17 protein-coding genes and 1 pseudogene are annotated in these 20,173 nt (G+C 51.7%); 6 read left to right on the top strand and 12 right to left on the bottom strand.

What is annotated here, in order from left to right; genetic code table 11:
- Positions 1 to 378: pseudogene (locus M3200_RS08290) on the bottom strand (5-methyltetrahydropteroyltriglutamate--homocysteine S-methyltransferase); the annotation flags it as partial.
- A 296-nt stretch (positions 379 to 674) separates the two neighbouring features.
- Here M3200_RS08290 and M3200_RS08285 point away from each other — a divergent pair.
- Positions 675 to 1,277, top strand: coding sequence for a TetR/AcrR family transcriptional regulator (locus M3200_RS08285; RefSeq protein ID WP_022383063.1), 603 nt, complete (start codon positions 675 to 677; stop codon positions 1,275 to 1,277).
- Between the two features lie 570 nt (positions 1,278 to 1,847).
- Here M3200_RS08285 and M3200_RS08280 read toward each other — a convergent pair.
- Positions 1,848 to 2,432, bottom strand: a complete 585-nt coding sequence (locus tag M3200_RS08280) for a phosphatase PAP2 family protein (RefSeq protein WP_022383061.1) — start codon at positions 2,430 to 2,432, stop codon at positions 1,848 to 1,850.
- 190 nt (positions 2,433 to 2,622) lie between these two features.
- The gene (locus tag M3200_RS08275; protein ID WP_198419602.1) at positions 2,623 to 3,228 is read right to left on the bottom strand and encodes a phosphatase PAP2 family protein; all 606 of its coding nucleotides are present in this window, start codon (positions 3,226 to 3,228) and stop codon (positions 2,623 to 2,625) included.
- A 183-nt stretch (positions 3,229 to 3,411) separates the two neighbouring features.
- On the opposite strand from M3200_RS08275, the gene M3200_RS08270 reads away from it, so the two are divergent.
- The gene (locus tag M3200_RS08270) at positions 3,412 to 3,810 is read left to right on the top strand and encodes a type II toxin-antitoxin system HicB family antitoxin (RefSeq protein WP_022383059.1); all 399 of its coding nucleotides are present in this window, start codon (positions 3,412 to 3,414) and stop codon (positions 3,808 to 3,810) included.
- Between the two features lie 85 nt (positions 3,811 to 3,895).
- Here the strand turns inward: M3200_RS08270 and M3200_RS08265 are convergent, their stop codons facing one another.
- The 3 genes from M3200_RS08265 to trkA all read right to left on the bottom strand — a co-directional run bounded on the left by M3200_RS08265 (position 3,896) and on the right by trkA (position 7,793).
- The gene (locus tag M3200_RS08265; protein ID WP_022383058.1) at positions 3,896 to 4,783 is read right to left on the bottom strand and encodes an NADPH-dependent F420 reductase; all 888 of its coding nucleotides are present in this window, start codon (positions 4,781 to 4,783) and stop codon (positions 3,896 to 3,898) included.
- A 208-nt stretch (positions 4,784 to 4,991) separates the two neighbouring features.
- Positions 4,992 to 6,440, bottom strand: coding sequence for a TrkH family potassium uptake protein (locus M3200_RS08260; protein WP_022383057.1), 1,449 nt, complete (start codon positions 6,438 to 6,440; stop codon positions 4,992 to 4,994).
- 3 nt (positions 6,441 to 6,443) lie between these two features.
- Positions 6,444 to 7,793, bottom strand: coding sequence for a Trk system potassium transporter TrkA (gene trkA / locus M3200_RS08255; protein WP_022383056.1), 1,350 nt, complete (start codon positions 7,791 to 7,793; stop codon positions 6,444 to 6,446).
- A 734-nt stretch (positions 7,794 to 8,527) separates the two neighbouring features.
- Between trkA and M3200_RS08250 the strand changes: the two genes are divergently transcribed.
- Positions 8,528 to 9,409: a DMT family transporter gene (locus M3200_RS08250; RefSeq protein WP_022383055.1), complete on the top strand. Its 882-nt coding sequence runs from the start codon at positions 8,528 to 8,530 to the stop codon at positions 9,407 to 9,409.
- A gap of 198 nt (positions 9,410 to 9,607) precedes the next feature.
- The gene (locus M3200_RS08245; RefSeq protein ID WP_022383054.1) at positions 9,608 to 11,065 is read left to right on the top strand and encodes an ADP-ribosylglycohydrolase family protein; all 1,458 of its coding nucleotides are present in this window, start codon (positions 9,608 to 9,610) and stop codon (positions 11,063 to 11,065) included.
- A gap of 236 nt (positions 11,066 to 11,301) precedes the next feature.
- Here the strand turns inward: M3200_RS08245 and M3200_RS08240 are convergent, their stop codons facing one another.
- Positions 11,302 to 12,126: an aldo/keto reductase gene (locus M3200_RS08240; protein ID WP_022383053.1), complete on the bottom strand. Its 825-nt coding sequence runs from the start codon at positions 12,124 to 12,126 to the stop codon at positions 11,302 to 11,304.
- 374 nt (positions 12,127 to 12,500) lie between these two features.
- Between M3200_RS08240 and M3200_RS08235 the strand changes: the two genes are divergently transcribed.
- Entirely contained in the window at positions 12,501 to 13,247 is a 747-nt protein-coding gene (locus M3200_RS08235) for a nucleoside phosphorylase (RefSeq protein ID WP_022383052.1), read from the top strand.
- 92 nt (positions 13,248 to 13,339) lie between these two features.
- Here the strand turns inward: M3200_RS08235 and M3200_RS08230 are convergent, their stop codons facing one another.
- The 5 genes from M3200_RS08230 to M3200_RS08210 form a co-directional block, all read right to left on the bottom strand.
- Positions 13,340 to 13,618: a hypothetical protein gene (locus M3200_RS08230; RefSeq protein WP_287537370.1), complete on the bottom strand. Its 279-nt coding sequence runs from the start codon at positions 13,616 to 13,618 to the stop codon at positions 13,340 to 13,342.
- Between the two features lie 107 nt (positions 13,619 to 13,725).
- Positions 13,726 to 14,190 carry a thioredoxin-dependent thiol peroxidase gene (gene bcp / locus M3200_RS08225; protein ID WP_022383050.1) on the bottom strand — a complete coding sequence of 155 codons (465 nt, stop codon included), beginning with the start codon at positions 14,188 to 14,190 and terminating at the stop codon, positions 13,726 to 13,728.
- 51 nt (positions 14,191 to 14,241) lie between these two features.
- Complete coding sequence (gene rplI, locus M3200_RS08220; RefSeq protein ID WP_022383049.1) at positions 14,242 to 14,688, bottom strand: 50S ribosomal protein L9; 447 nt, start codon at positions 14,686 to 14,688, stop codon at positions 14,242 to 14,244.
- Complete coding sequence (locus M3200_RS08215) at positions 14,685 to 16,670, bottom strand: DHH family phosphoesterase (protein ID WP_022383048.1); 1,986 nt, start codon at positions 16,668 to 16,670, stop codon at positions 14,685 to 14,687. The genes rplI and M3200_RS08215 overlap by 4 nt, the downstream gene beginning before the upstream one ends.
- A 165-nt stretch (positions 16,671 to 16,835) precedes the next feature.
- On the bottom strand, positions 16,836 to 17,792 hold the full coding sequence (locus M3200_RS08210; protein ID WP_022383047.1) for a YybS family protein: 957 nt from the start codon (positions 17,790 to 17,792) through the stop codon (positions 16,836 to 16,838).
- A gap of 308 nt (positions 17,793 to 18,100) precedes the next feature.
- Between M3200_RS08210 and M3200_RS08205 the strand changes: the two genes are divergently transcribed.
- Positions 18,101 to 19,762 (top strand): ribonuclease J, encoded by a 1,662-nt coding sequence (locus M3200_RS08205; RefSeq protein ID WP_022383046.1) that lies wholly within the window; start codon positions 18,101 to 18,103, stop codon positions 19,760 to 19,762.
- Positions 19,763 to 20,173 lie beyond the last annotated feature (411 nt).

The raw sequence follows: 20,173 nt of genomic DNA, 5'->3' as shown, positions 1-20,173 counted from the left end.
CAGATATTCGAAGTCTTTGACGAAGGGGTGATCGCCGAAGCCGATTTTGCCGGTGATTTTCACGGTAGCGGCTTTGGGTTGGTGGCCTTTGAAATGGACGGACCATTCTTCGGCCTTGACCTTTTCTACTCCTTCAAGGTTTTCAAGGAAGTCCAGATGCCAGTAAGTGCGGCGGAATTCTCCGTCGGTCACGGCATGGAGACCATTTTCGATTTCCTTGGCGACAAGTTTCTTGATTTCTTCGTCTTCGATTTGGCGAAGTTCGGAAGCTGTGATTTTGCCTGCTTCCAGATTGCGGCGCGCTTCATGAATGACTTGTGGACGCAGGAAGCTTCCTACGACGTCATTGCGGAACGGCGGTACGTTTCTTGTTCCCATATGGACACATCCTCTCAGTACTCGGAATCTATTGATTCGAAAAACGGCAGATCGCGGGATTTCCCGCTGCCGGGTAATTCAAGTATAGCATTGAATGAGGATGGCTCTCAAGGAAATAGGGAGTATTCAAGGTTGGCATTTTCGCAATCTATTATGATTTTTATCGAAATAGAAACGATGCGTTTTCCTGACAGGGAAGTGACCGGATATAGAAATTGACCATAAGTTATTGCAAGACAAATGCTTTTTCAGTATACTGTAAGAAATAGTATGCTTAGTGACAGTGAGGAGGCATCATGGCTTTAACGAAGAAGGCGGAAAAGACGCGTTCAAGGCTCTTGGAATCCGCAAGACGGCTGATTAGTGAGAGAGGATTTGACCACGTGTCTGTAGAGGATATCACAAAAGACAGCGGCGTGGCGAAGGGTACATTCTACCACTATTTCGAATGCAAGGAAGAGGTCGTGGCGGAGCTTTCCTTCCAGTCAATCCAGACCATCATCAAGAAGGCGATCGATTATGACGGAGACGTCAGGGAACGCTGCCTTTACTACTTCATCGAGCTTTACAAGGATGCTTCCTGGTCGGGCGTGCGCCTGGTGCGCCAGTGGATGAAGGAAACGATGGAGGCGGAAACGCCGGATTCCCGGACGAGGGAATGCCTCGACGGCATCCGCAATACGGTCATGGATATCTTCGTGACCGGCCTTGGCAAGGGAAAAGGCGAGCTCCGTGCAGATGCCCCGCTCGATATGCTCTCCAAACTGCTGATGAGCCATTTCTTCGGCGTCCTCACGATCTGGTGCATGATGAATGGCGAATGGGACATCGTGGCTGATGCCGATGTCTATGCGAAGACGGATATAGACAACCTTCTCGGTGCTTATATTGAAGAATAAACAATTGAAAACGGACCCTGCTCTGGTGGAAACTCCAGAAACAGGGTCCGTTTTCGTTTTTGAAAGGTAGTTTGGAAAAAGAGTGATACGGAGAGACAGGAAATGTGGGAGCACCTGTCTCTCCAGGTCCGGCGTTCGGGAGTCCGGACCATAGGATGGATCCAGCCAGTTGATTCTTTCGGCCGTGTCCTGGGCGTGGGCGCGCCGGACAATTGGGAAGGCTCCTGCCTGCGGAAGGTGGTGCTGGCAGAAGTTAACGGCCTTCAAAACATTTGGCTGTGGAATGTATCAGCGAAAGAGAAGCGACCTGCGATATGGCGCCGCAGGCAGGTTCCAGGGAGGTGCTCCGGGGTATTCCGGATGATGCCTTATTTCCTTTTAGGCTCCTTTGCTTTCGCCTGGCTATAATATACATGGAATTCTTTTCATGAAATATAATAGATTTTAAAGTTTTTATGAAGTTTGAAATGGGTGTCAGACGCAGGAAGAATAGACATGAAAAAAGCCGTAAAGGACGGGATTTTTTGTCTCTTTACGGCTTCTTTTCATGAATTGGATGGTAGTGGAAATTCATGCGCTTTCTGCCTTTTTCTTATGAGCCAGATTCTGCGATTTCGCGCCCGTTTTTTTCTCCGTGTAGGTCATGAATTTTTCAGACGCCCAGGCGGTGAGGTAGCCGATTGCGGCGCCTCCGATGACGTCGCTGGGGTAGTGGACGCCAAGGTAAAGCCTCGAGAAGGCGATGAGCGTGGCGAGGATGAGCGCAGGAATGCTGAATTTCTTCGGCATGTAATGGTAGAGGACGAAAGCAGCGGCAAAGGAAGCAGAGGAATGGCCGGATGGGAACGACCAGTCCGTCGGCTCATGGATGAGCGGCTGCAGATCCGGATACGTGTCAAAGGGGCGGGCCCTTTTGAAAATATGCTTCAGGATGCCGTTCGTCAGGATGAGGTTCATTGCCAGGGATAGAAAAGTGGCATACCCGACCTTCCTGTATTTCTTCGTGCAGATGAGGACGATGGCGAGAGCCAGCCAGATGAAGCCCGCATTTCCCAGATCCGTCATGGATTCCAGGAAATCCGTCAGCTTCGGAGTGCGCATGAAGTCCTGAATCAGGTAAAGCGCGCCTATTTCAAAGTTATCAAAAGCGAACATCTGCCATCACCTCGTTTCGTCATTTTAAGTATATCATGAGGTGCTTTCTGAAAATCTAATAAACGATAAAATTTTGTTTAAATATGGGAGGGGTTTCCTGCATTGAAAAAAGGAGCTGTGAAGGTATCGCTTTCTTTCACGGTTCCTTTTTTCGGAGGGGTTGGAATTAATCATCTATGCGATAAAATGGTCACGCATTCTCGGCAGATTTCCTGCCGGGGCGTTTGGCCATGATGGCGGTGACTTTGGTTCCTGTGTCTTTGCCGAAGAAGCCGGTGATCTTTTCAGAGAGCCATGCGGAGAAGTATCCGACGAATACGCCGGCGAAGACGTCGGTGGGATAGTGGACGCCGAGGTAAAGTCTCGAGAAGGAGATGAGCGCGGCGAGAACGAACATAACAATGCTGAATTTCTTCGGCAGGTAATGGTAGAGGACGAAAGCAGCAGCGAAGGACGCTGATGCATGGCCGGACGGGAAGGACCAGTCGGCCGGGCGGTGGATCAGGACCTGAAGGCCGCCGTAGGTGTCAAAGGGGCGGGGACGCTGGACCAGGTGCTTCAGGATGCCGTTGGCAAGAATGACATTGATGACAAGCGCGAGCATCGTCGTAAGTCCTGCTTTTCTGCATTTCCTGATGGTCATCAGAAGGACGGCAAGGGCGATCCAGACATAGCCGTTATTCCCCAGGTCAGTCATGAATTCCAGAAAGCTCGTCAGAATCGGCGAGCGGAGGGAGTCCTGGATCAGGTACAGGACTCCTATATCAAAATTGTTCAGTGCAAATATGGTAATCACCTCGATGAAATAAAGATACCATGAGGTGATTGACTCAATGCAAACAATTCCTAAAATTTTCTTTAATTCAGGCAAAGAAATGTTTAAGCGGGGCGGATGATGATATCCTGAGAGGATTCATCCTGTTTTCGATACGTATGATTACGTATATAATAAAGAAAATGGTGCGATGGAGGGATTCTCATGAAATATGTTTATCCAGCTGTTTTTCATGCTGAACCGGAGGGCGGGTATACGATTTTCTTTCCGGATATAGAGGGCTGTCTTTCTCAGGGAGAAACGATTCAGGAATGCTGCGAGATGGCAGAAGATGCACTGACATTGATGCTCTGGGATATGGAAGAAAATCACATTTCAGCACCGTCTCCGACGCCAATCAATAAGGTGCATAAAGAAAACAAAGATGATATCGTCACTTTGGTCAAAGCGGATACACTGGCGTATCGGAGAAAGTACGATACAAAAGCCATCAAGAAGACGCTGAGCATCCCGCAGTGGCTTGATACGATGGCGCAGGAAAAAAGCGTCAATTTCTCAAATGTCCTCCAGCAGGCACTGATTAAAGAATTGAATATCCGGTAAGGCGAAGGATACTAAAAAAGCACCGCTGTATGGCTCATTCCAAGTCATGCAGCGGTGTTCTTTTACTCTATTTTGTTTCGTTCACTTAATTTTCATCATTAAGAGCTTTAGTCATATCACCTTGCAGATCTGTACAAATATTATTTGTGCCATCACCATCAAGGATATATTGTTTCATATTGATGCCTTCCGGCTGTTTATGTGCGGGATTGGGAATCGGTATATAGATCTCGTGACCATGCCATTTTTTCCCCGTAGGCTTTGCTCCCAGGTATCCTCTTGATAAGGCAATTTTTTCCGGCGTTTTCTCAAAGTTTCTGGATAATGCGAAGCCCCATTTCATGGAATTAAATTTCTTATAGAGCGGTACCCAAAAAGCGCCCAGCATCTCCGTATAGCGGGACATGGAAATGTCTCCGATATCCAGGAGGTCTCGCCAGCCGAAGTCATAGAGGAGTATGGCTGTCTCCCTCTTGGCATCAGAGTCGTTGCCGCAGTAGAAAGCAGTAAAGGGAGCATAGTCAGAGTCATTATCATCATAATTGAAATCCATCATGGAGCTGCCGATGTAGTTCAGGGTTTTTACCACTCTGGTCTCTGGGAGAAATTTCTGGATTTCTTCGCCAAGGCTTGTGTTTCCGCTGTACTTAGGATCAAGGGAAATATGGCCGTCTTCATAGTGGAATGGATTCGAAGTGTCAATCAGAATTTTTCCATTGAGGTGATCTTTTCCTGCCAGTTCCAGTGCTTCGATAGCATGAATTCCCTGCGTGCAGTTGAAGACGCGTTCCCCGAATTTGGCAGCATCTTCAAATGTTCCGTAATAGGCATGGCTGCCATGTTCTTCAGCCCATTTCTGCGCTTTTTCGCTCGATGCACTTCTGGCACCCATCATGACTTCATGGCCGAGGTCGATTAATTTGCTTGCGATGACATGTCCCACATCGCCTGTCCCCGATACTCCGTACTTCATTTCCTTCATCCCTTCTTCATCAACGTATGATTATCTTTAAGAAGGATTCATCTGTGTCATGCATTTTTCCTTCTTATCCTAATTATAACTTTTAGTGTGACAATAATAGACTTTGTCAAAAGGAAATGTAAAGAAATCTGATAATTTCTTTCATCAAAAAGGACTGTGATAAATGATTATCCATTTACCACAGCCCTTTTCATTTTTCTTACCATCCGCTCTTTTTCCAGAAGGAAGGGATGAAGATGGCAAGGAGTGTGACGGATTCGAGTCTGCCGAAGAGCATGGAGAGGCAGACGACGAATTTGCTGAAATCGGGGAGTGCCGAGTAGGTACAGGTGGCTCCGAACTGGCCGAAGGCCGGGCCTGCGTTGGACATGGTGGAGAAGGAGACTCCGATGGCGTCCATGAAGGCGACTCCGTCCATCATCATGCATGCGGCCCAGAGTGTGGAGAGGGCCATGTAGATGAAGAAGAAGCAGAGGACGCGGAATATGGTGTCCTGGGAGTATCTTTCGTGGGATACGGTGACGTGGAGGACGGCTCTCGGGTGGATGTGGAGCTTCAGAATCGAGGTGAAGCTCTTCACGAGGAGGATGAGGCGGATGACTTTCAGGCCGCCTGCGGTAGAACCTCCGCAACCGCCCACGATGATAATGAGCAGGATGATGAATTTCGCAAAGGACGGCCACTGGTCGAAGTCCGCAGAGACGAAACCTGTCGTCGAGGAAAGGGAGGCGGACTGGAAGAAGGTCTCACGGAGTGCTTCCACGAATCCGTAATTTCCCTGAAGGACTAAGGAAATCGTCATAAGGACCGTCGCTGCCAGGACGATGCCGATGTAGGTGCGGAATTCCATATCGCCGGTAATGGCGGAAAGGCCGCGTTTCCTTGCTTCGACGTAAATCCCGAAGTTGGCGCTCGAGATGATCATGAAGAAAGCGATGACGAGCTCAAGGACGGGGTTGTTATAGTAGGCGATGCTGGCGTCCTTCGTGGAGAAGCCGCCGGTCGCAATCGTCGAGAACGACGTGTCTATCGCATCAAGGAAGGTGAGGCCGCAGAGCATGTAGGCCGCGGCGGCAGCAATCGTGAAAATGAGGTAGACGGTGAAGAGGGCAGAGGCTGTCTCCTTGATCCTTGGAAGGGCTTTCGAGGAGGTGGGGCCGGTGCTTTCCGCATTGACCATCTTCGCACTGCCGCGCCCGATCTGCGGGAAGATGGCGACGAAGATGACGATGATGCCGAGGCCTCCCAGCCAGTGCGTCATGGCGCGGAAGAAGAGGATGCTCTGCGGGACAGCGCCAAGGTCGTCGATGACGGTCGCGCCGGTGCCGGTGAGGCCGGAGATGCTTTCGACGAGGCTGTCCAGGGGCCCCAGTGTTCCGCTGAATATATAAGGCAGCGCGAAGAGGAGCGAGACGAAGAGCCAGGAGAGCGCGGTGATGGCCGTGCCTTCTCTGGGCGTCAGGCTGTTTTCCTGCGCGACGCCTCTTTTTTTGAGAACCACGCTTGCAAGACCCGCGACGGCCATGGAGAAGATGAAGGCGAGGATCGGGCCTCCCATGATGAGGGAAATGGCCAGAGGCAGCGCCACCATAGCCCCGCTGACGAGCATGATGCGGGAAAGCATGGTGTAAATGACTTTAAGATTCATTGCTTAATCCCCGCCTTTGAAGAAGGAAAGGACGTCGGAGGCCTGGTCGGCTTCGACGATGACGATGGCCCTGTCTCCGGCATGGAGGGCAGAGCGGCCGTCAGGGATGAAGGCTTTGCCGTCACGGACGTACGTGCCGATGAGGCAGCCCTTCGGAAGATCGACGTCCATCAGGCGGCGTCCGTCGAGCGGAGAGCCTTCCTGCACGATGACTTCGGCAGCCTGGACGCACGCACCTTCGAGGAGGCTGACGCGTTCGATGGAACCGCTTCGTACGAAGGAGAGGACTTCGCCGGCAGCCAGAAGCCTGGTCGCAAGGACGATGTCGACGCCGACCTGCTGCATGAGGGCGACGTACTCGGTGCGGACGACGCGGACGATGGTCTGGCGGGCGCCGAGGTGCTTGGCCAGGAGCGCCATCATCATATTCAGGCGTTCGTCGCTTGTGATACAGATGACGATATCCGCATCCTCAACGCCTTCCTGCTTCAGAAGATCGATGTCGGTCCCGTCGCCGTAAAGGACGATGCCCTTCTTCAGGCGGGAAGCGACGAGGCGGCAGTGGTCCCTGTCGTTATCGATGACTTTGACGGAAATGCCCTGTTCTTCCAGCATGGGGGCGAGAATCTGCCCCGTGCGGCCGGCCCCGATGATGAGAGCGCGGCGGATGCGGTGCTGGTAATTGGCGGCCCCGACATTCTGCGGAAGCTCGGCGACAGTTTCCGGATTTCCCAGGAAATAGACGTTATCGAGCGGCAGCAGCACGTCATTGCCGTGAGGGATGATCATCCTGTGATCGCGGAAAATCATAGCGATCAGGACAGACTGCGGCAGGCGCAGATCCTTCAGCGGGATATGGAGAAGCGGGGAACGCGGTCCCAGTTTCGTTTCCATGAGGCGTACCTTGCCTTCTGCGAAGTCTTCGACATTCAGTGCCGAAGGCGTCATCAGGATGCGGTTGATTTCACGCGCGGTGATGAGCTCAGGACTTAAGAGAAGGTCGATGTCGAAATTTTCTCTGATGTAGGACGGCGGTTCGGCAAGGAACTTCGGGTCCCTGATACGCGCGATGGTATGGGGGATGCCGTTCTTCTTGGCGAGGATGCAGGCGATGATGTTCACTTCATCGATGGCGGTGACGGCGACGACGATATCCGTGCCTTTCATATCTTCGTCACGCATGAAAGACGGGCTCGTGCCGTCGGCATGGATCGTCAGTACGTCCAGCGCGTCGCGGATCGCATCCAGCTTCGATTCATCCGAATCGACGACGACGACGTCATACTGCTCGTTGGAAAGAAATTCCGCGATAATATAGCCCAGATGCCCCGCTCCGATAATAGCGATACGCATATAATTTGACTCCTTATGGCAGCCATTTGGCTTGCTTTCTTATGGGAAAATGGAGGAGAAATTCCCCTCGGACATTACTCCTCATTATACTACGCTCATACAATACCCTGCTACGAGGTATGATAAACGGGCAGGAAAAATCCCCGTCGTGCGGGCGGCGGGGATTTTCCGGACTCTCCTTGGGTAAGAGTCCTATTTTGAATTGCCGGCGGATGGAGGGGATTTTTCCTTACTGTGTCACTACGATTCATTCAAGAGGCATATTTTCATACTACGATCAAATGAAAAAAATCTTGAGAAGAACGAAAGCAGTGAAAACAATTAGAAGTACCGCAAATATTGGGGTATATGTGCAGACATTAGTAAGGGTCCGCCGGCTAAGTGCAGGAGACAGAGGGCTTTGCCTTTGCCTCTATCCACAGTATAGGCAGAATCAAAAACTGAGTCAAATGCAAAAAAGAAATAATGTTCTACATATTGAAAACATTTAATCATAGGTGCAGGAGAGACTGAGGAAGAGAAAACAGGGAAAAGCGGCGAAAATACCCTGCTCCACAGGAGCGCGGCAGTCCCTAAATAAATGGGAAGGGGCATCGAATTTGACGATTCCGCAAATGCGCGGGGGCCGCATTTCGTGACACTTTTTTGGAAAGGAAATTTTCCATCCCTTTGCGGGTTTTTTCAAAAATTGTTTCCGTGCTACAATGATAAGACAAAACGAAAGGAGGGAGATCATGGCAAATTTATCCAGTCACGGCGTGCTGCTCGTCGCTGCAGGTTCCATTCTCTGGGGTTCCAGCGGCATCGCAGGGCAGTACATTCTGCAGGGGCAGGGCATATCTCCGGAGTGGCTGACATTCTTCCGTCTCTTCGTTGCCGGATCGCTCCTCCTTCTTATTTCCCATCTGATGGGGAAGGACATTGTTTCCGTCTGGAAAAGTTCAGCCGAAAGGCTGCGGCTCATCATCTTCGGATGCCTCGGCATGCTGGGGACGCAGTATTGCTACTTCGCCTGCATCAAGGTCAGCAACGCGGCGGCCGCGACGGTTCTCGAATACATCATGCCGGTCCTCATCATCATGTGGTACTGCATGCGTGAAAAACGGCTTCCGCGGGGGAAGGAAGTCTTCTGTGCCGTTTTCGCCATCGTCGGTACGGTCCTCATCGCGACAGCCGGCGACCTGACGTCTCTGGCGCTTCCTCCCGAGGCGCTCTTCTGGGGCCTCCTTTCCGCCTTTGCCTGCGCGCTTTACACGATTTCCCCGGTCGGCCTCATCCTGAAATACAGCGCGCCCGTCGTCGTCGGCTGGGGCATGTTCCTCGGATCTCTTGTCCTCATGCCCGTGACGCTTATGACCACCTTCACCGGCGTCGTCGATACGAACACGCTTCTGGCATTTGCCTACGTCGTCGTTTTCGGTACCATCCTATCCTTCGTCTTCTACCTTGGCGGCGTTGCCTACGTCTCTCCGTCAAGAGGAAGCATCATCTCGGCGCTCGAACCAGTTTCCTCCGTCATCTTTTCCTTCCTCCTCTTCAGCATGACATTTGGCATGTACGAACTGACAGGCATGGCACTCATCATCATCGCGACCGTCGTTGCCGGCATCAAGTAGAGCTCTGAAACTATCTTCCTGGTTTCGGGCTCTTTTTTTATGCAGGAATGAGTCAAACAGGAGGTTATCAATTTCTTAAAAAATAAGGGGAAAATATAGAAATAAACTAAGAGCAGCCGGCGCTTTTCCGTGCTATGATTAAAATGACATAGAGTGCAATCGAGATGCGACAAGCGCATTTCAGAAGGAGGCAGTGCGATGTACGGAGCAGCTTTGGGCGATATGATCGGCGCGCCTTATGAGTTCGACAGGGGTGAAAAGACGAAGGATTTCCCGCTTTTTACTGCGGAGTCGACCTACACCGATGATACCGTCATGACAGTCGCTGTGGTGGAAGCCCTGATGGATTCAGAAGGAGAAAGCGACAAGGAGATCCAGAAATGCATCGCCGAGACGATGCTGCGCTGGGGCAGGAAATACCCCAAGGCAGGCTACAGCGCGCAGTACCTCCGCTGGCTCTTCAAGGATCACAAGCCCCTCGACGTCGATACTGTCGATGCGGCTATGAGCATTTCCTGCATCGGCTGGCTATACGACACGATCGACGAGACAAGAAAAATGGCACGCCTCTCCGCCATGACGACGCACGTCAATCCGGACAGCATCCGAGGCGCCGACGCCGTCGCCTCCGTCGTCTACATGGCAAGAACAGGCTCGACGAAAGAGGAAATCAAGGACTACGTCCAGAGGATCTTCGGCTATGACCTGAGCCGCAGCTGCGCAGAAATCCGCAAGACCTACGAACATCAGGAATCCTGCAAGGAAACGGTTCCTCAAGCCATCACTGCCTTCCTCGAATCCAAAAATTTTGAAGACGCCCTCCGCACCGTCATTTTCTTAGGCGGCAATACCGACTCCAGCGGAGCGATGACAGGCGCCATGGCATCGGCCTACTACATCATTCCCGTCGACCTCATAGCCGAATGCCGCCACCGCCTACCTGAAGACATGCTCGAAGTCGTCGACCGCTTCGAGACGTTGCTGGCACAGAAACGAAGGAAATCCGCCGGGCATGGCAGGGCTTTCCAAAAAATTACAAGATACCTCGACGACCTCGACCGCCTGGGCGTAGGCACATGGGCTATCACGGCCAGAAAGAAAGACGAGGATGCGGAAATCGAAGCATCCTACTCCGCTGCCGGCCAGAGCTTCATGAGGACCATTGAAGATTTCAAAGCTGCTCATCCTGAACTGAAACTCGATGACTTCCGCGATATCCTCTGGGAATCCCACATTACATGGAGCGCGAAATTCATGAGCGAAGCCGAAGTCGGAAACCTCGACTCCCGTACCATCATGGCCCTTCTCGTCGCGGCCGTGGAAGCAGAGAAATCCTACGGAGGAAGCCTCACCGAATTCATGCGGAACGGCTCCGTCCGCCGCTGGCTCATCCGTCTCAAGAAACTCGATGACGACGGCCTCGGCGAAATCCAGGCGCCGAGAATCATCCCCGAAAAGGAAATGGCAAGCCACGTCAACCATAAAGTACGCCTCTACCTCTGGACAGGCGAAGACATCGCCGGCTTCTTCGGCGCTTACGTCAGCACGGAAGAAAGAGTAGGAAAGGGCGCCATCCTCTTCCGTCAGGACGGCCACGCAGGATACAGAGAAATTCGAGAAGACACCATAAAAAGAATTGAAGATTTGGAAGTGTAGGGAATATTAAAAAGAGGCTGCAGGAATGTGCAATCATTTCTGCAGCCTCTTTTTGCGGTGGGATAAGATTAAAAGAATATCTAATGCAAGTGTACGGAGTCATAGGAAAGCAGAAAACCATACAACCAGCCTTCGGCTGTCAATAATCAACCCTATCCACCGCACGCGGTTCCCTTTCCCCGTCTGGGAAGGCAAGTGTTAGCGGCGCTCTCGAGAATGCATGCTCCTCGGCAGTCTCACCACGGTGAGTCTTCGGGGTCGGTGCTGGTGTATTCGTTGAGGGAGGCGATGGTTTCCATTTCCTTTTCTGTCAGCGCAAAGTCCCAGATGTCCATGTTGCTCTGGATGTGGGCGGGGTTCCTGCCTTTGGGGATGGTGATGAAACCTTTCTGGATTTCCCAGCGGAGGGTGACCTGCGCGGCGGTTTTTCCGTGGGCTTTGGCGATTTCTTCAAGGACGGGATCTTTGGCGGCTCTTCCTTCGGCCAAAGGGGAATAGCATTCGATGGCGATGTTTCTTTCACCGTCTGCTTTGACGTTCCCGATCTGCTGGCGGTAGGGATAGAGCTCGATCTGATTGACGACGGGCGGAAGATGGCCGTGGATGAGGAGGTCGTCGATCTGGCGCGGGTTGAAATTCGATACGCCGAGGTGCTTGATGAGGCCTTTGGCTGCGTATTCTTCCAAAACGTCCCATGTTTCTCTGTGATACTTTTCGTTCGCTGCCGGCCAGTGGAGGAGCATGAGGTCGATCCAGCCGATGTCGAGCCTTTCAAGGCTCTTTTCAATCCACTGGCTCTGCGGGCGCTGGCTCATTTCACTTGGCGTGATCTTCGTTGTGACGAAGAGGGATTCCCTGTCGATGCCGCTCTTCCGGATGCCGCGGCCGACGGCTTCTTCATTGCCATACATGGATGCGGTGTCAATGAGACGGTAGCCTGCTTTGATGGCTGTATCCACCGTATCTTCAGCATCATCCCTGAGTGTCCATGTGCCAAAACCAAGCTGCGGGATCATCCCGCCGTCTGAAAGTGTGATGTAAGGTACCTTTGATTCGTTCATGAGAGCCTCCTTCAGTAGTCTTTTCCTTTATTATAAAAAGTGAAAGCAGACTTCAGTCAAGAGGAAAAGGGACTGTAAAAATGGATGCCTTTGACCTTCTCTTCCAGGGCAAGGTCAAAGGCATACTTCCCCGTCTGGGAAGGCGAGTATTTCGCCTCGCTCGCAGGATCATCCTCCCTGCATCAAAAAAGGGGCTGTGGCGGCCCCGCCTCTCCCTCCCTCCTCAGTATTGATTGAATAAAAGAAGTCTTTATATGATTCGAAATATTTTATTACGAGATTCTATCTAAAATGATATAATAATAACATAAAACAAGTATATGCTAATAAGAAGAGGGACGGGAAGTCCCCTTGCCTGCTTAGGAGGCACTATCATGAGTCTGGATACTGAATTTGATCCGTCGGAGGGCCTGATTTCGCCGGATTATGAGAAACTGGATCTGCAGCTGCCCGAAAGGGCTGTCTATGCCTTCCTTTCCGAAGCGCGGATTGGAAGCTATATCGAGATCCGCGGAGGAAAACTGATCGGCCACCTGCCTACGACGATGAAGAATATCCCGATCTGGATCGTCAATGATGACGGCGAGGATGTAGCTGTCATGGAGGCGCCATTGGGCGCGCCTGCTTCCGTCATCACGCAGGAGAGGCTCTTTGCGTACGGCGTCGAGGAAATGCTCATGATTTCCTGCTGCGGGACGCTTGTCGACATGTTGGAGAATACGTTTCTCCCTGTCGAAAGGGCGTATAGAGATGAGGGCACGTCGGCCCACTACATGCCGGCTTCCCATTTCATAGAGCTCGATCCGAAACCCCTTTCCAAGATCGAAGCTCTTTTCATGGACCTGGGCATTTCCGTCGAGCCATGCACGACATGGACGACGGATGCCTTCTTCCGTGAAACAAGGAATAAGGTGGAAATGAGGAAAGCGCAGGGCTGCCAGGTCGTCGACATGGCCTGCAGCGCACTCGCTGCCTGCGCCCGTTTCAGACATAAGGAATTTGCTGAAATCCTCTTCACGACAGACACCCTGGCCACTGTCAGCCACGATGTCCGCACATGGGGCAGGGAAGCAAGAAATGCAGCGCTCAATCTGGCGCTGATGGCAATCAGAAGGATTTAAGGAAATAGAAAAAGGCTGGAGCGGAATGTGATATCATTTCGCTCCAGCCTCTTTTTTGCATAGCAATCAATATCTGCCCGGGTTCCCTGCTGTTAGTAATCAACCCATTCCCTTTCAGACTCCGCTTCCCAAAAGGTTCTTCCATCCCAGAGTCTGGCCATCAGAAATTCCTGCACAGGGTAGGTTTTATCTCCTTTGCCAACCCAGATATAATCAGTTCCCGGAAGTTCCCAGCGGTCCAGATAAGTCGTGAATTTGTTGTCATCCTGAAAGAGACCTTCCAAAAAGAATTTCTGTCCTCTATACATGAAAACCAATTCGTCACCATAATGGATCCTATCTACAAAATCTCTGACATCACCATTCATCAATTTCCGCCACCCCCTTAAAGTATTTTCTATACTTATTATATCCTTCCTTGGAATATAAAAGGAGCAGGAAAACGATAATCCGTTTCCCAGCTCCTTTTTTGCTTTCCTTATTTCCCGACGAGGTCTTTCAAGAGGTCCCCCACGTGGGAGGCTGCTTTGACTTTACGGTATTCTTTTACGAGATTTCCTTTTTCATCGATGATGAAGGTGGATCTTTCGATGCCCATGTATTTCTTGCCGTACATGCTCTTTTCCTTGAGGACGCCGTAAAGGTTGACGACGACTTCATCGGCATCCGAGAGAAGCGGGAAGTTGAGTTCGTTCTTGTCCCTGAAGTTGCAGTGCTTCTTGACGGAGTCGCGGCTGACGCCAAGGACGACGTAGCCGAGTTTTTCGAAGTCGGCAAGGTGCGTCCGGAAGGCCTGTGCTTCGAGTGTGCAGCCGGAGGTATTGTCCTTCGGGTAGAAGTAAAGGATGACTTTCTTTCCGAGGTAGTCGGAGAGGGACACATCTTTGCCGCTGTCGGAGGGCAGGGTGAAGTCCGGCGCTTTCTTTCCAATTTCCAATGCCATAATAGTTCTCCTTTCTAGAGAAAGAGGGACCTCCTGCGAGGCCCCTCTTTATTATTCCGGAATAACGGAAACGTGTACTGTGCTGGTGACGTTCTGGTGTACCCAGACTTCGACATCGTATTCGCCTGTAGCTTTGATCGGGCTTTCGAGACGGATGTTTTTCTTGTCGAGTTTGAATTTGTACTGAGCCTGAAGGGCTTCGCTGATGTCTTTTCCTGTGACGGAGCCGAAGACTCTTCCGTCTTCGCCGCACTGTACTTTAATGACGACTTTGACTTTCTTCAGCTGCGCAGCCATGATGACTGCTTCATCGGCAGCGACCTGGCTCTTAAATTCCTTGGCTTCCTGGCGCTGTGCTGCTGTATTGAGGTTCTGGCGTGTGCCTTCTACGCCGAGGCCTTTGCGGATGAGTACGTTGCGGCCGTAGCCGTCGGAGACTTCAATGACGTCTCCCTTTTTCCCCATTTTCTTGACGTCCTGCAGTAATACTACTTTCATTCTTTTTCCTCCTCTATTTGTTTTTCGGCCTCCTGGATGAGCGTCTTGGTGATGGCTTCCTGATCGGCTTCATCTCCGACCTGGGCGCCGGCTACGGTCTGGTGACCGCCGCCTCCCACGGCTTCCATGATGACCTGCATATTGATGGACCCGTCAGACCGGGCGGAGATGCAGAGACCTTTTTCTGCGTGGTAGAACACGAAGCTGGCCCTGATTTCCTTCACGGTGACAAGGTAATCGGCAATTTGTCCCGCCAGAATCTGTGATTCTTCTGCGTCCTTGGGGCATTCGGCAACGGCGATGCACCCGTGGGCGATTTTCATCTGGGCAAGGATCTGCGCTTTCTTCTGGATGAAGCCGATGTCTTCGGCAAAGAGCCTGTGGACGAGCTGCGTGTTCGCACCGCAGCGGCGGAGGTAACTTGCCGCGTCGAAGGTGCGGACGCTCGTCTGCACGGTGAAGCTCTTCGTGTCGACAACGATGCCTGCATAGAGGCAGGATGCTTCGATTTCATTCATTTCCTCATCGCCGCCATAGTACTGGATGAGTTCGGTGACGAGCTCGGATGCGGACGATGCGGATGGTTCCATGTATGTCAGAAGAGGCGTTTCAATGATGCTCTTCGCTCTTCTGTGATGGTCGATAACGACTCTCTTCTTGACCTTCTTCAGGAGCTCAGGCGCTGCCACGAGTTCCGGAATGTGGGTATCGACGACGACGAGGACGGTCTTGTCTGTGACAAGGCTCTTCGCTTCACCGGCATCGATGATGAGGCCTTCGACTTCGCCGCTCTTTTCGATGGCTTCTGCCATCTTGCGGCAGGTGTCTCTTTCCTTGGAAAGGACGATATGCGTCTCGATGTGCGAGGAACGCGCGAGGTGGGTGACGCCCACAGCGGATCCGAGCGCATCGAAGTCTTCGTGATTATGTCCCATGACGAGGACGAGATCTGCGCCTTCGATGATTTCCTTGAGCGCCTGGGCAACGACTCTGACCCTGACTCTTGTCGAGCTGACAGAGGTCGGTGCCTTGCCGCCGAATGCTTTCGTGTCCTTGCCGATCCTGACGATGGCCTGGTCGCCGCCGCGGCCAAGAGCGAGGTCTAAGGAAACCTGCGCTTCGTCATACTGTTTGGCAAAGGTATCGTCAATCTGCACGACGCCGATGGAAAGCGTCACAGGAATGCGGTTGACGGTATGGATGGCACGTACGGTATCGAGGATATCGAAATTATGCTCCATCATTTCCACAAGCGCCTTATGCGAAATGCATGCGACGAAATCCGTATTATTGTACTGCTTGATGAACCCGTCCCTCTCATTGAAGTAAGAGAGGACTTTTTCCGTGACATCGCTCGAAAGCGAGGAGCGTTCCACGTCCGTCATTTCGGAAGTGACTTCGCTCATGTTGTCGATGCGGATGATGCAGAAAACAGGGCGTGCGTCAGCGCATTCGCGCACAGCCACTTCCACATCGGTGCGGTCCATGAAGTAGAGCACCATGAAGGGGTCTTCCATACCTTCCGTGTCAGACACGTACTTATGGAAAACGCGGAAGAACGTGCCATTGGCATGGCAGTCGAACCATCCGGTCTTGCCCCATATTTTCGAAATTTTCTGACCTGTGATCAGGTCCTGGAGACTTGCGCCTTCCTGCGCATCATCTCCCAGCCAGCTCCGGAATACGCCATTCGTCCAGACGAGCTCCTTGCCGCTGTCCATCATCGCAATCCCGACAGGCAGGTTCTTGACGGCATAGACAGTCCCGGCCGACACGCCAGCCGACAGATCGTCCAGGTACTTCATCAGCTTCTTTTCCTGCGTGAGGTCGCACCGTTTCGTATAGACGATGCATCCTGCGACGATGATGAAAAGAAGGACACCGAGCTGCCAGTTCTGGGTCGCCAGCATGATGACTGCCAAAAGCAGCAGCGTCACGTAGATCCGGCTGGTTTTCTTATAAACCCAAATATCACCGAGCATTTTGCTTCTCCCTTTTATACCTTTTTGAGCCGCGGCTCATACCAGCGTGGATAGTTTCCCTATCCCTTCTGATATCTATAATCGTACCCGAAAAGCACCCCAAATGCAAATAAAAGGGCGCTGATCCATAGTTTCCTACAAGACAGCCCCCTTCATCTCCACTTCTTATTGATAATTTCTTTTTTTACGGTAGTTGACCGCCATATCCGCCATTCCAAGGAAGACCATCATCATCTGGAAAAGTCCCACGAAGAAGGACAGCAGAACGATCAGCACGCGGAAGGGACGGACCCTCGGATACTTGTGCGGCATCCACCAGAGCGTCGCAAGCCCCTGCAGCCAGAAGATCAGGACGCAGCCGACTTCCACATTGTAGAGGACATAGTCCATCATGCCCTGCGGCTTCAAGAAATATCCTGCCACGACGACAGCGATGTACACATAAAGAACCGGTCTTGGCATTTCCCAGCGTTCCAGAGCCGGAAGCATCGGGATATCCTTGATGCCCATCTTCTGGAAAATCATCTTGCCAAGCGTCATGGACGCCCAGGAATAGAAGAAGGACGCTGCCACCATGGCAAAGGGAATGGATTTCCTGATGGATTCCATCATGACATCGACGCGTTCCTGCGCCTGCGTCAGCGCTTCGCCCGAATAGAAGGACGGAAGCATCTCATTCATCGACTGCTCCATCTGCGTGAAACCTTCCCCGCCTAAAATCGGAGAGGAAATCCCCAGGACATAGAGCGCTGCCAGCCCTTCGGCGACAAGTGCGATGAGAACGACGACGGCGCCTGCAATCAGCGCCTTCCACGCCGCAATCTTATGCTTGTAGCAGATCCCCATCACGATGCCCAGAATCCCGAAAATCGCGCAGAGGAAAGCGGCAGAAACGATGCCGAAGAAAACCGAGTCCAGGATCAGGATCCCGCTCGTGACGATGACCGACCACTGGATCCCCTCGCGCATCCCCAGGTATGCGATCGGAAGAGGGATCAAAAGAAATACGATAGTGGAAAAAAGCGGCATGTAGAGCCCAATCATAGAAAGGACTACGGCCAGAGCCGTACACATCCCTGCCAATACGACCGCGTTGGTGCTGCCTGCCTTGAAATCTCCCATACTGTCTCCTTTACTGTAAACCTATAATGTGATACCTCTATTCTAACATAAAAACAGGAAAAATCCGCATGACAGAAATTTCGAAAAGGGTATAGATTTGCGCAGATGGGAATGAAAATGAATCTCCAATTTCATTTTTCTTCTACTATCGCTCTGCATGCCTTGTGTTATAATAGGAGTAACGACTATGGAACGGCTTATTTTTTTATTTATATAAGTTTTTAAAATGTTTTTTTGATCGATTGATTCAGCTTATGATACGGAACACCACATATGCATGAAACAAAATCACACAGGAGGTATTTTTCTTGTCCAAAACCAGATTACAAATTATTCCCTTAGGAGGACTAGGGGAAATCGGAAAGAACATGACTGTCTTCCGTTACGGCGACGAAATTATCGTAATTGATGCAGGCATGGCATTTCCTGATGAAACCATGCCGGGGATTGACATCGTCATCCCCGATTTCAGCTATTTGATTGAGAACAGAGACAAGGTCAAGGCGATTCTGATCACCCATGGTCACGAAGATCACATCGGCTCCCTGTCTTATCTTTTAAGGGATGTCAAAGCGCCAGTCTATGCGACACGCCTCACCTGCGGCCTCATCGAAGGCAAGCTCAAGGAAGCGAAAGTCAATGACGCTGATTTGCACGTCGTGAAGTCCGGGGACGAATTCAAAGCCGGTTCGTTCAAATTCGGATTCTTCCACGTCTGCCATTCCATTCCGGATTCCTGCGGCATCTACCTCAGGACCCCGGTCGGCACCATCGTCCACACGGGCGACTTCAAATTCGACCATTCACCGGTCGATGGAGAACAGACCGACATGTACAAACTGGCTGAGCTCGGCCACAGAGGCGTACTTGCCCTCTGCGCTGACTCCACCAATGCACAGAACCCGGGCTACACCCCGTCCGAAGCCGTCGTCGCCAAGTCTCTCATGAGCTCCTACGCCGACGCCAAGGGCCGCATTATCCTTGCCACATTCGCATCCAACGTATCCCGTATCCAGATGGCAGTCGATGCCGCTCTGGCATTCAAGAGAAAAGTCTGCGTCTTCGGCCGTTCCATGGTCAATGTCGTAGGCATCGCCCGTGAAATGGGCTACCTCAAAGCGCCGGAAGGCACATTCATTGAACCGGAAGAACTTAACCGCTACAGAGACGACCGCATCTGCATCCTCACCACAGGAAGCCAGGGCGAACCGATGGCAGGCCTCTCCCGCATGGCAGACGGCAGCCACCGTCAGGTACAGATTCATGCCGGCGACACCGTCATCATCTCTGCATCCCCGATCCCGGGCAACGAAAACAGCGTAGGCCGCACCATCGACAACCTCATGCGTCTCGGCGCACACGTCGTCACCAGCCACAACACACGCGTCCACGTTTCCGGCCACGGATCCCAGGAAGACCTGAAAACCATGCTCTCCCTCGTCCATCCGAAATTCTTCATTCCCGTCCATGGCGAATACCGCATGCTCTGCAGCCACGCAGAACTCGCTGAAAGCCTTGGCGTCAAGAAACAGAACATCCTCATCGGAGAAAACGGCTCCGTCTTCGAACTCACTAACCGCAGTGCGAAGATCAATGGCAAAGTCCAGGCAGGTGCCGTATTCGTTGACGGCTTAGGCGTAGGCGACGTAGGAAACATCGTCATCAGAGACCGCCAGCAGCTTGCTCAGGACGGCGTCGTCATCGTCGTCATCGCCCTCGAAAAAGGCAGCAACCAGGTCCTCGCAGGCCCGGACATCGTCTCCAGAGGCTTCGTATACGTCAGAGACAGCGAAGGCCTCCTGACCGAAGCCAAAGACCGCATCGAATCCATCCTCGACCGCTGCGAAGCAGGCAACGTCACCGAATGGAACGCCATCAAGACTCAGATCAGAGACTCCCTCGGCAAGTACTTCTTCGAACGTACCAAACGCAGACCGATGATCCTTCCGATCATTCAGGAAGTCAAATAAAAAGAAAAAAGAAGGGGGGCTGTGGCAAAATGGTTAATCATTTTGCCACAGCTTCTTTTGTATTGGAAAATCCCGTCAGAGGATTATCTAACAATTATATGCCTTTTGTTTAGGCTTATAGGACATTTCGTGGTGTTTTTAATTCCAATGAAGCCAGTGTTTATCAGGCTTCATTGACATTTTAAGATTTCCAGTCATTTTAAAGGTGCATCTGCGGGATCTGAAAAACAGACAATCAGCTTAAGACGGAAGGAAAACCATACAACCGCAGCTCTGCTGCGTGGTAATGAACCCCTTTCGTCGCCTAACGGCGCCACTTTCCCCTGACGGGGACAGCTTCTTGTCATAGGGACTCCCGAATTCTCCATCAAAAAAGAGGCTCTTCACGCTTTTTTGTGGGATAAAAATAAT

The sequence above is a fragment of the Dialister sp. CAG:357 genome, from assembly GCF_000435155.1.
Classification (GTDB): Bacteria; Bacillota; Negativicutes; order Veillonellales; family Dialisteraceae; genus Dialister; species Dialister hominis.
The sequence above is the reverse complement of the archived record's forward strand: the minus strand, read 5'-3'. Positions and strand labels throughout refer to the sequence as shown.